The following is a 12657-nucleotide window of genomic DNA, read 5'->3' as shown; positions in this document are numbered from 1 at the left end:
CTTTTACTATCCAATAACAGCTAATATATCTCCTGTGTTTACAGCTGCTCCTTTTGGTACACTAACCTTTGCAACAGTACCATCTACTGGTGCCATAATCTCATTTTCCATTTTCATTGCTTCTAAAACAAATAAAACATCACCTTTTTTCACTTTAGCGCCTTCTACAGCATTTATTTTTACGATAGTTCCTGGCATTGGACTTTCCAGTTTTTCTCCTTGAGCAGCTGATTTGTTTTCTACTACTGGAGTCTCCTTAACTTTTGGTGCAGTTTTCACTACTGTATTAGTTGGTTGTGGTGCTGATGTAAATTCTCCTTTTACTTCTTCTACCTCAACTTGATAAACATTTCCATTAACAGTTACATTATATCTTTTCATAATAAACAATTCCTCCTTAACAAGTTCTACCTTGAATTATTATTCCAATTAGAATTTGATACCCTTTTGATACTTCTTATGTTTAAACCAGAAGTTGGAACATCTAATTGAAGTGATAAAGCCCCAATTATAGCTGCCACAATCTCTGAGTCGTCTTGAAGTTCAACTTCTTCACTTTCTTCAACTTTCGTTACAATAACAGTATCTTCAGGCTTTTCTTTTTCTATATTTTTAGCATTTCTTTTTTCAAAAATGCTGTTTTGAAATTTTATTATAAACATAAGTATAATTAGCACCGCAAAAACTATAAGCATAGCAACTACCGATACACCTACTGCAAAAATAAATTTCTCTAATACACTTCCTGTCATATTCTTACCTCCCTAAAGTAGATTTTTTCCATGTTTCTTAGGGTAGCTTAACTCTCTTTTGCTTTGTAACATATCTAACATAGCAAATACCATTTGTTTAGTTTCGCTTGGTTTAATAATACTATCTATTAATCCAACTTCTGCTGCTAAATATGGGTCTGCATATTCATTTATATGCTCTTTTATTAATTCAGCTTCTTTAGCTTCTTTATTTTCTGCATTAATTATTTCTTCTATATATTTATTTTTTATTTGATTCTTTGGATTGGTTAGAGCTATTTTTGCTGTTGGCCAAGCTAAACCTACATCAAAAGCAGCATCCTTACTTGCTAAAGATAAATAACCAGCGCCATAAGCTTCACCTATAACTAATGACACTTTTGGAACGGTTGAATCAGATAATGCATATATCATAGTACCTACGTCACTAGCTACTCCATTTATCTCTTCTTCTAGATTTGCTTCAAATCCTAAAGTATCAACAATACTTAATATTGGTATGTTAAAACTATCACATATTCTTACAAATCTACACACTTTAGTTGAAAGTTTTCTATCTAATTTGCTCTTTTCATTGCCATTAGCCATAACCCCAACTGTTAATCCATTCAATTTAATTAAATAAGTTTTTATTGCAGACTCTAAATTTTTGTTAACTTCTAAAGTAGAGCCTTCATCTGCAATTGTATTTACAACTAATTCTCCATTAAAAGTTTCATCTATAGCTGCTTTATTCAAATTATCTTTTTTATCATTTAAATTATTATCTTCACAAGATAACGGTGCCATTTCTAAGCTATTAGATGGTATAAATTCAAGTATTTTCCTTGTGATATTTAATGCTTCTTCCTCTGTTTTTGCAACAAAGTTAGCATTTCCACTTTTAATACTTTTTTCACTATTAAATAATTTATTATCTATATAATTGCTTTCTGCTACTCTTAATGAATCATTTGTATTTACACTTAGTTCTGATAATCCTTCAATTACCACAACAAAATCACTTAATGTTGCATTAGCAGCCATAATACCATTACATGGTCCAGCTACTATAGCTATTTGTGGAACAACCCCATTTAATTTTGAAGTTTTTCTTAAAACCTTTCCATAAGAAGATAAAAGTTCAACTCCTTGTGATATATTTCCACCAATAGAATCAAAAACTTTAATTATTGGTGCACCACATTGTGCAGCCTTGTCCATTATATTGCAGATTTTTTCTGCCGCAAACCTATTAAATGTAGCACCATCTACAGTATAATCTTCTGCATAAATATATACTAACCTGCCATTTATAGTTCCATGACCTGCTATAACCCCTGAACCATTCTTTTTAATTAACCCACCAACTTCTATAAAAGAGCCATTATCTAGTATAGATAAAATTCTTTCTCTAGCAGTTAGTTTCTTTAAGTTGTGTTGCATATCAACTTTTTCTTTGCCACCACCTTGGTGTGCTTTATGCATAACTTCATCAAATACATCAAGTTTATCCATCTCATTGCCTCCTGACTTTCAAATACTCATGTTACCCAACAACAATAATATCACAAAAAATTCAGATTGTACACCAAATGTGCAAGTTTTATTTCATTTTTCTGTGTATTGAAAAAAAAGACTTAAAATTTGCAACTCTTAACTGTAAATCTGTCTTTTTTAGGCATATGAAAATAAATACTAAATTAAATATAGAAAACTATTTGTCACGAGACAAAGAGATAAAATTCAATCATAGTGATATATGCTCCAAATCACTTGAAATTCAACACTACATTTTGTATGAAAATATTTTAAAGTTATTGAATAAATTTAAATGAAAGCTTGTTTCCATATATTTTAAAACAACAAAACCCATTATAAATTTTTCAATTTATAGTGGGTTTCTTAATAATTTATTTGTTCATTTAGAATGATTCTTAAATCTTAAAATTCATATTTCAAATTATTCATTAAAATAATCCTTCTATTACTCCATCTTCTCTTATATCTATTTTTTCTGCTGCAGGAACTTTAGGTAATCCTGGCATTGTCATTATATTACCTGTAAGTGCTACTATAAATCCTGCACCATTTGATAATCTAACTTCTTTAACTGTAATTTTAAATCCTCTTGGTCTTCCTAAAAGACTTCCATTATCTGATAAAGAATTTTGTGTTTTAGCTACACATATAGGTAATTTATCTGCACCTATTTTTTCTATTTGAGCTATTTGTTTTTTTACCGCTGGAACAAATTCTACTCCATCAGCTCCATATATTTCTTTGGCAATAGTTTCAATCTTTTCTTTTACAGAAAGCTTTTCATCATACAATACTTTAAAATTACTTTCACTTTCTTCTATAGTTTTCACTATCTTTTCAGCAAGATCTAATCCACCATCTGCGCCTTTTTCCCAAACTTCAGTTAAAGATACTTCTACGCCTTTTTTATTGCAGAAGTCTTTTATAAATTCAACTTCTTCATTGCTATCAGTTATAAATTTGTTTATTGCCACAACTACAGGCACGCCAAATTTTTGAACATTTTCTATTTGTTTTTCTAAGTTTTCTATACCTTTAGATAGGGCTTCTACATTAGAAATATTTAAATTTTCCTTTTTTACTCCACCATGATGTTTTAAAGCTCTAATAGTAGCTACTAAAACTACAGCACTTGGATTTAAACTTCCATATCTACATTTTATGTCAAAGAATTTTTCAGCTCCTAAATCAGCTCCAAAACCAGCTTCTGTTATTGCATAGTCACCTAATTTTAAAGCCATTTTTGTAGCTAATATACTATTGCATCCATGAGCAATATTAGCAAATGGTCCACCATGTATTATAGCTGGTGTATTATCTAAAGTTTGAACTAAGTTTGGTTTTATAGCATCTTTCATAAGCATAGCCATAGCACCATTTACTTTTAAATCTTTACAATATACAGGCTCTCCATCTGTATTATAAGCTACTAATATGTTTCCAAATCTCTCTTTTAAATCCATCAAATCATTTGATAAACATAATATTGCCATTATTTCTGAAGCAACAGTTATAGTAAATCCATCTTCTCTTGTAAATCCATTTGCAGTTCCACCTAGACCAACAATAACTTTTCTTAATGCTCTATCATTCATATCCAATACTCTTTTGAAAAGTATCTTTCTTGAATCTATTTTTAATGAATTTCCTTGATGAATATGGTTATCTATAGCTGCACTTAAAAGGTTATTTGCTGTTGTTATAGCGTGCATATCCCCTGTAAAGTGTAAGTTTATATCTTCCATTGGAACAACCTGTGCATAACCACCACCAGCTGCTCCCCCTTTAACTCCAAAAACTGGTCCTAAAGAAGGCTCTCTTAATGCAATAACTGCATTCTTTTGCATTTTACATAAAGCTTGACCTAATCCTATTGTAACTGTTGACTTTCCTTCTCCTGCTGGTGTTGGATTAATAGCAGTAACTAATATCAACTTACCGTCCTTATTATTTTTCTTTAAAACGTCTAAAGATACCTTTGCTTTATATTTACCATAAAGCTCTATATCGTCCTCTGATAATCCTACTTTTTTAGCTACATCAACAATAGGTAGCATTTTAGCGCTTTGTGCAATTTCAATATCTGTCATCATAATTATAAAACCCCCTTTAAATTTTCACCTAAAAATTTAATACAGAAATATAAAATCATATTCTATATCTTATATTCATATGACTTTATATTCTAAAATAATGATAATAAACTATATAATGAACATTCGGATTTGATTTTTTAATTGAAGTTCAAGCTTATTTCACTATACGTTTAACTAATTATTATTAAATTGTATCACTAAATAACATTAAATGTTATACCTACTAAAAATTTTAATTATGTTTCTAAATAAAATTTCATTGTTAGTATATTTAATCGGTTTATATCTCTTAGTTTTAAATGTTATTCTATAATCCTATAGTTGTATACCTATATATTATTATTTTATATTCTACTGAAAATGAAATATTTGTAAATTAATTGTAAATATATAATTTAGTTATTTTGTTTTGCGTATCTTATTTCTATCTTTAATAACATTATACGATATATGGCGTATTTTTTCACTATTTTTTTATATATAGTTCGCAAATAAAAAGAAGGGCCTTTTGCCCTTCTTTTTCTAATCTTCTTTATCTATAATATCAGCCTTATCTATTGTAGTTTCATTTTCCTCTGAAATTTCATTTTCCACAGTATTTTCTACTACATCTATAGACTTTTCTTCTTCTAAAGATTTATTTTCACTTTCAGCTTTTTCTTCTAATTCATCTAAACTTTTGCCATCCATAATTAAGTTGAATTCCTCAGCTGTAAGCTTTTCTTTTTCCATAAGAGCCATAGCAACTGCATGTAACTTATCAACGTTCTCAGTTAATATTGTTTTAGCTCTAACATAAGCTTCATCAACTAAATCTCTTATTTCTTGATCTATTAATGATGCAACTTCTTCTGAGAAATCTCTTGAATGACCAATATCTCTTCCTAAGAAAACTTCACCTTGTTCTTTACCATATGATATAGGACCTAATTTATCACTCATACCATATTCCATAACCATTTTCTTAGCTATAGAACTTGTTCTATCAATATCATTTTTAGCTCCAGTACTTATTTCTTTAAGTATTATAGCCTCTGCAACTCTTCCTCCTAAAAGACCAACCATCTCGTCTTTTAACTTAGAACGTGATGTGTAACTTGTATCTTCATCTGGTAAGTGAAGAGTGTATCCGCCAGCCATTCCTCTTGGAATTATACTTATTTCATGTACTGCATATGAATTTGGAAGATATTTTGAAACAACTGCGTGACCAGCTTCATGATAAGCTGTTAATCTCTTATCTTTTTCACTTATTACTCTAGATTTCTTCTCTGGACCTGCAATTACTCTTGTAATAGCTTCTTCAAGCTCTTCCATTGTTATAACTTTTTTATTTCCTCTTACTGTTAATAATGCAGCCTCATTCATTAAGTTTTCTAAGTCTGCTCCAGTAAATCCAGGAGTTCTTTTTGCTAATACCTTTAAATCAACATCTTCGCCTAATGGCTTATTTCTAGAGTGAACTTTTAAGACTTCTTCTCTACCCTTTACATCTGGTACTCCAACAACTATTTGTCTGTCAAATCTACCAGGTCTTAATAATGCTGGGTCTAGTATGTCTGGTCTGTTTGTTGCTGCTATCATGATAATTCCTTCATTAACTCCAAAACCGTCCATTTCAACTAGTAATTGGTTTAATGTTTGTTCTCTCTCATCATGACCACCACCAAGACCGGCTCCTCTTTGTCTACCAACAGCATCAATCTCATCGATAAAAATTATACATGGTGAGTTTTTCTTTGCTTGCTCAAATAAGTCTCTTACTCTTGAAGCACCTACACCTACAAACATCTCAACAAAATCTGATCCTGATATACTAAAGAATGGAACTCCAGCTTCTCCAGCTACAGCTTTTGCAAGTAATGTTTTACCTGTTCCTGGAGGACCAACTAAAAGTACCCCTTTAGGTATTCTTGCACCTACATCTATATATCTTTTAGGACTTTTAAGAAAATCTACTATTTCTGCTAGTTCTTCTTTTTCCTCATCTTCACCTGCTACATCTTTAAATGTAACTTTCTTTTTATCTGGTGTTGCCATTTTAGCTTTACTTTTTCCAAAGTTCATGACACCACGGTTTCCACCGCCTCCGCCAGATTGTTGCATAAACATTCCCCAAAATGCTACTAACATTATTATTATTAAGAATGTTGGTAACATAGTAAACCAAAATGGAACCTCTTGTGGCGGTGTAAATGATAATGATTCTAATCCTTTATTCTCATAATCTTGTTTTAAATCAAGAAAAGCTTTTTCTGGTAAAGCGGTAACATATTTGGTGCCATCTTTTAGTTCACCGACTATTGTCATCCTATCTTCATCCATTTGAGCTGTTTTAACTTTACTATCTTTCCAGTATGTTTCAAATTGAATAGCATTTAACTGCGTAACATTGCCTTTTCCATCATAAAGTGTAAAAGCTGAAACAATTACTAGAATTAAAACTAATAACCAGGCCGTTGCACTCGAAAACTTCTTCACTAAAGGCCCCCCTCTCTTTCTAAAAGTGTTTTAATTTTAAGTTAATAACTATTATATCATAAAGAGTTCAATATGAATTCATATTAAATTCATTTTAACTACTTTTTGTAAACAGATTCTTTTAATATACCTATGTAAGGTAAATTTCTATATCTTTCAGAATAATCAAGACCATATCCAACTAAAAATTCGTCTGGTACATCGTATCCTAAATATTTAGCATGAACATCTTCTTTTCTTCTTTCTGGTTTGTTTAATAAACTTGCTATTTCTAAACTTTCAGGGTTTCTTGCTGCTAAATATTTCATTAAATACTTAAGTGTAACTCCTGAATCAATTATGTCTTCAACTATTAAAACATGTTTTCCTTTAACTTCAAAGTCTAAATCCTTTATAATTTTTACAATACCTGAACTTTCAGATGAATTACCGTAACTAGATACAGCCATAAAATCCATATAACATGGTGTTTTTATTTCTCTTAAAAGATCAGACATAAACATAACAGATCCTTTTAATATACCTAATACTAATAAATCTTTACCTTTATAATCCTTAGTTATCTGAGCCCCTAATTCTTTTACTTTTGCCTTTAGTTCTTCTTCTGATATTAATACCTCTTTTATATCTGCCTCCATAAATTAACCTACCTTTCTATTGATATACGTAAAATATTTTTAGTATTTCTATCAATTTTAAATTTCTCACTTACTCTAAACCCAACTATCCATGATATTTCATTATCGAAACATATTAATGGAATAAAATCTCGTTCTTCTCTAGGAATCTTAAAATCAATAAAAATATCTTTTATCTTTTTACTCCCCTTCATTCCTAGCATTGAGAATTTATCTCCATTTTTTCTGTATCTTATAGAAATATCACCTTTAATTTTATCTAAATCGAAATATTTTATCATATTATTATTTTCCATTTTAAAATCTTTCTTATTATATATAGATTTTAAAGTTATATATTTTGATAATTCATCACAATATATTTTTTCATCTATATTTAGCTTTAGATTAAAGTTGGTATTATCTTTTTGTTTTATATTACATACATAAATATGTATATCTTTATAAACATTGTCAACTCTTATTCCCTCTGGTAACATTAAGGTTTTACCAGTATTGTGATTATACAATTTAATTATGTCATTAATGTGACCACTTTCTATGTTATATAAATTGCCTTTTACTTGCATTATAGCCATTCTTAACACTCTTGAAACTATAGATTTATGCTCACTAAATGCATCTTTATATATTATAACTCTATCCTGTTTTTTATAACAATATTTTTTGAATATTTTCTTGGAAAAATCTTCAACAAAATCATTATCTTCGTTAATTACCCTCGACATTCTATTAAGAGTTTTTATTATATCTTTATTAAAATGTTCTTCTATATATGGAATTAACTCTAATCTCACTTTATTCCTAGCATAAATATTCTCAAAATTTGTTTTATCTATAGCTGGTTTTAAATTACTATCTTCACAGTATTTCTCTATTTCTTTTCTTGAAGTCTCTATTAGTGGTCTTATGAAAATTTCATCTCTAACTGGTTTTATTCCAACCAATCCTTCTATGCCAGAACCTCGCATCATTCTCATAAGTACAGTTTCCGCTTGATCATTTAAATTATGAGCAATCGCTACTTTAGTATACCCACATTTATTCATTAACTCCTGAAAAAAATTATACCTTGCTTCTCTCCCAGCCATTTCATGAGATATTCCTTTAGATTTCGCCATTTCATCAATATCTACTCTTCTAGCGTGAAACTCAATATTTCTTTCATTGCAAAAGTTTTCACATATTTTTTCATCATTTTTAGCATCTTCACCTCTTAAAAGATGATTTAAATGAGCTGCTCCTATTTTTACATTTAATTTATCTTTTAAGGAGTCTAAAACATGTAGTAATGCCATAGAGTCTGGTCCACCTGACAACGCAACTAAAATTTTATCATTATTTTTTATCATGCTATAAGTATTTATTGTACTTAAAACTATATTTTGCAAAACATTATCACTTCCTATTATTACAATGTTCATTTAACCATATTATCACAAATTATAATTTAATAAAAGAAAAAGAACAAATATTATAATGAAATTATTATTCATTATTCACCATATTTTTTTAATTTATCTTATGTTTTTATAAAAGTAATCTACGTATTAATATTAAATGTTAAATGATTTTTTAACAACTATTATTTTTAAATACAAACTATTTATTAATTATTTTTTTATTTATGTAAACATTTTATGGTTCTAATCTGAGTTTTAAAATTATTCATTTATCAAATAAGAAAATTTCAAATTAATATTTACTGCTAGTTAACAGCTTAATTTAGTTAAGAGTTGTGGTTATTACTACTCACTTTGTTCCTAGTAATACTAAACGTATTTTTAAACCTAGTTCTGCTAACAAAATCCAAGTAAGCAATTCACCAAAATTTCAACTCCATCACAAATGAGACTTTATTAGTTAAGAGTTAAGAGTGAATAGTTAACAGTTGCGGTTATTACTAGTCACTTCGTTCTTAGTAATTTTGAACGTATTTTTTAAATCATTTTCAGAAAGTGGTTGCCACTTTCCTCCTGAATTCTTAATTCATAATTCTTAATCCTTAATTTTTTTAATTGTCAAATGTCAACTGTCCATTGTCAATTATATAATTTGTTACGGTTGTGAACCTTGAATATAGCTTTAGTTAGATATATAAATTTACTGTATATTAACTTAAAAAATGAAGAAATGTTATTAACACTTCTTCATTTTACACCTTAGTCTAATACTGAGAATAACATATTATCCTGCGTTATATTGATTATATACTTTTGATACTAAAACAGTCATATCATCTCCCACTTTATTTTTTCCAAGCCTTTTAGCTTCTTCTATTATTCCACTTGCTAAATTTTCAACATCCTCATCATGTCTACCCATATAATCTAAAATCCAACCAATCCCTCCTGCCTCTTCAACATCAGACACGCCATCTGTCAGCATAACTACTAAATCACCGTGTTTAACCTTTCTTGTATAAGTATCTATATCAACTTCATCTAAAACTCCAATAGGTAGACTTTTAGATTTCACTATATCTACTACATCATCAGATTTTATAAAACTAGCTACTGCACCAACTTTCATAAAATCTATTTCTCCACTATATAAATCTATAGTACTTAAGTCTATAGTAGAGAATTTCTCTTCTTCACAAAATTTCAAGGTCATTATAGAATTAACTGTATTAATAGCTGTAGTCTTACTAAACCCAGCATTTATGAACTTCTCAATCAATTCTACTGCCGCTTCACTTTCTCTACCCGCTTGCGGACCTGACCCCATACCATCGCTTACTAGCATCATATAGTTTCCTATACTAGTATTTCCAAAGCTATAGCTATCTCCATGAACTGTATATCCGTCTTTACTCGCCTTAGCCATATAGGTAACTACTTTTAAATTAGGTGCCTCTTCAAAAACTGCAATACAACTATTTGTATTAGAATTTATATAACAACCATCTTCATTTACAACCATATTAGTTCCTGCAGCTTCCTCTATGATTGGTAAAATTCTATTAGAATATACTTGTAAAGAACCATATTGTGTTGCAGTTATTCTTATAACACTCCTATCATTTTTATCTTTTATACAAAATACATCATCATAATATATTTTATTCTTATCTAAAAGCTTAATTATATCCCTTTCTAATTTTCCGTCATTTTTAAGCTCTTCATTAAATTCTTGAACTAATTCATCTACTGACTTGGCCATATTATTTATTTGACTTGCTAAAAGCTCCCTTCCTTCACTTAATCTAGTTCTCCACATCTCACTTATTATATATTTATTAACCACATCCTCTGAATTTCTTATAAGAGCACCTTTTTTTAAACACTTCCTTTCTAATTCCATAGGAAATCTATTAGATTTTTTCTGCTGATTTTCAATAAGTTCAGAAAAAGCATTATAAGTTAGATGATGTTCTCTATTCCAACATATACAATTAGCATTACAATCGCCGCAGACACGTGCTGCTAAATTATCTACTAACTCAGTACTTTTACTTGTCATTAATAACTTGTCATTGTCAACTAATTCCGATAGGATATTAGACATATTTGATAATACATCTGAAAAATTATCAAGCTTATTCAAATACATATTTTTTATATTATTTAAATAATTTCTGTCTAAATTTATTCGTTTTTTCTCTGAATTAATTTCAGAACCTATAGTATCATAAACTCGCCCTGGCATCAGGGCGAATATTCCTATTGCTAATATTCCGTCCATTAAAGCAAAGCTACTAATATCTGTAAATGATGATGTTATTAAATATACTTTAACTATTAAGAATGTAACTAAAAATGATAAGGACACAAAGGCTCGTCCACCCTCTTTGAAAATTCCACTAATAAGCCCTACCATCCCTAAGACGGTTATATATATTAATAAATTTTGATTACTCATTCCAATTATAGCCCCCATGGCTAGTCCTACGGTTCCTGCTATAGCACTTCCGCTAATATAGCTTAGACCTAATACTGCTGTAAAGGCGAGTACATTAGTCACTGATACACCAAATATTTTTACTCCCCAGGTACCTGCAATAACTATAGATATCAAAATAGCCATACATACTACTTCTTCATCTTTAAAAAGATGTTTAGTTTTTAATTCTTTAAAGCATATATCACTTATCTGGAGAATAAAATATATTGGGAATATACAGCATAAATTCGTAAGTGTTGAAATTCCAGCCATTCCCAAACCAAATTCATTAATTATAATATTGTAGGAGAACATTCCAATAGTTAAAACTGCCCACGTCACTATTTTCTTATATTTTTCACTTAAATCTATATGGGACAATAATAAAGATAGTAAAACTACACTTGGAATAATAACATAATACATGCTTATGTCTTTAACATAACTTTGCATAGTTATATATCCCATTATTGTTCCAAAGGCTGATGCTAATGTAAGTCTATAATCATCGTTATTTAGTACTACTATTAAAAATGCAATTCCAAATGGAGCAGTACTATTAATTATCATCGTTCTACTAATTAACAAGCTGATTAGAAACATCCCTGAAATTTTAAGAAAAATTCTCTTGCTTCCATCCTGCTCTTTAATTTTATTATTATTTGATTTTTTCATCCTTTTATATGGAAATATATCTGCTCCATATTGCATTTATAACCACCTACCCCTTAATTTAATAATTCCTTGTTTCAATCGATAAATTTATTATAGCAAAGGTCTCTGGAATTAAATGTCAATTACTGGTAGGTACTTGTAATTTATTTCTGACATTTTTTCCCTAATTGTACTTTTATATAATTCCTAATGTCATACATAATTTATTAATATTTTTATAGTAAATATGTTAATGGAGGGATTTATCCAATTTTTGTAAATTTATTTTTTATCTATATTTCATTTTTGTCTTTTTTATAGGGGATAACTTTTGTGTCGTATAAAGTGTAATCTCTTTGTAAAATGAATTTTTTTAAAGTAAATTTATGGTAATATTTTCCTGGAAGGTTTTTATTGTAGATTTTTATATATTAATTTTATTCTTCAAAACGAAAAAGACTCACTATATATAGTGAGTCTTTGGTAGCGGAAATAGGACTTGAACCTACGACACTTCGGGTATGAACCGAATGCTCTAGCCAGCTGAGCTATTCCGCCATGTTGGTTGCGGGGACAGGACTTGAACCTGTGACCTTCGGGTTATGAGCCCGACGAGCTACCAGCTGCTCC

8 protein-coding genes and 1 tRNA gene are annotated in these 12657 nt (G+C 29.4%); all 9 read right to left on the bottom strand.

From position 1 onward, the window contains the following. Positions 1-6: 6 nt before the first annotated feature. Positions 7-381, bottom strand: coding sequence for a biotin/lipoyl-containing protein (locus ACYUE0_RS15245; RefSeq protein ID WP_061996756.1), 375 nt, complete (start codon positions 379-381; stop codon positions 7-9). A 26-nt stretch (positions 382-407) separates the two neighbouring features. Then, positions 408-752 (bottom strand): OadG family protein, encoded by a 345-nt coding sequence (locus ACYUE0_RS15240; RefSeq protein WP_061996754.1) that lies wholly within the window; start codon positions 750-752, stop codon positions 408-410. 12 nt (positions 753-764) lie between these two features. Beyond that, on the bottom strand, positions 765-2249 hold the full coding sequence (locus ACYUE0_RS15235) for an acyl-CoA carboxylase subunit beta (protein ID WP_460271327.1): 1485 nt from the start codon (positions 2247-2249) through the stop codon (positions 765-767). Between the two features lie 452 nt (positions 2250-2701). Continuing rightward, positions 2702-4366 (bottom strand): formate--tetrahydrofolate ligase, encoded by a 1665-nt coding sequence (locus tag ACYUE0_RS15230; RefSeq protein WP_061996750.1) that lies wholly within the window; start codon positions 4364-4366, stop codon positions 2702-2704. A gap of 525 nt (positions 4367-4891) precedes the next feature. Continuing rightward, positions 4892-6850, bottom strand: coding sequence for an ATP-dependent zinc metalloprotease FtsH (gene ftsH, locus ACYUE0_RS15225; RefSeq protein ID WP_460271324.1), 1959 nt, complete (start codon positions 6848-6850; stop codon positions 4892-4894). Positions 6851-6948: 98 nt separating this feature from the next. Next, positions 6949-7488, bottom strand: coding sequence for a hypoxanthine phosphoribosyltransferase (gene hpt / locus ACYUE0_RS15220; RefSeq protein WP_199870388.1), 540 nt, complete (start codon positions 7486-7488; stop codon positions 6949-6951). An 8-nt stretch (positions 7489-7496) separates the two neighbouring features. Continuing rightward, entirely contained in the window at positions 7497-8879 is a 1383-nt protein-coding gene (gene tilS / locus ACYUE0_RS15215) for a tRNA lysidine(34) synthetase TilS (RefSeq protein WP_460271322.1), read from the bottom strand. A 796-nt stretch (positions 8880-9675) separates the two neighbouring features. Beyond that, a complete protein-coding gene (gene spoIIE, locus ACYUE0_RS15210) occupies positions 9676-12084 on the bottom strand; it encodes a stage II sporulation protein E (protein WP_199870390.1) in 2409 nt (802 codons plus the stop codon). Positions 12085-12508: 424 nt separating this feature from the next. Beyond that, a tRNA-Met gene (locus tag ACYUE0_RS15205) sits at positions 12509-12585 on the bottom strand. Positions 12586-12657: the final 72 nt, after the last annotated feature.

This window comes from Clostridium sp. CTA-19, assembly GCF_054767855.1.
Note: the sequence above shows the minus strand (reverse complement) of the source record. Positions and strands in the feature narration are given on the sequence as shown.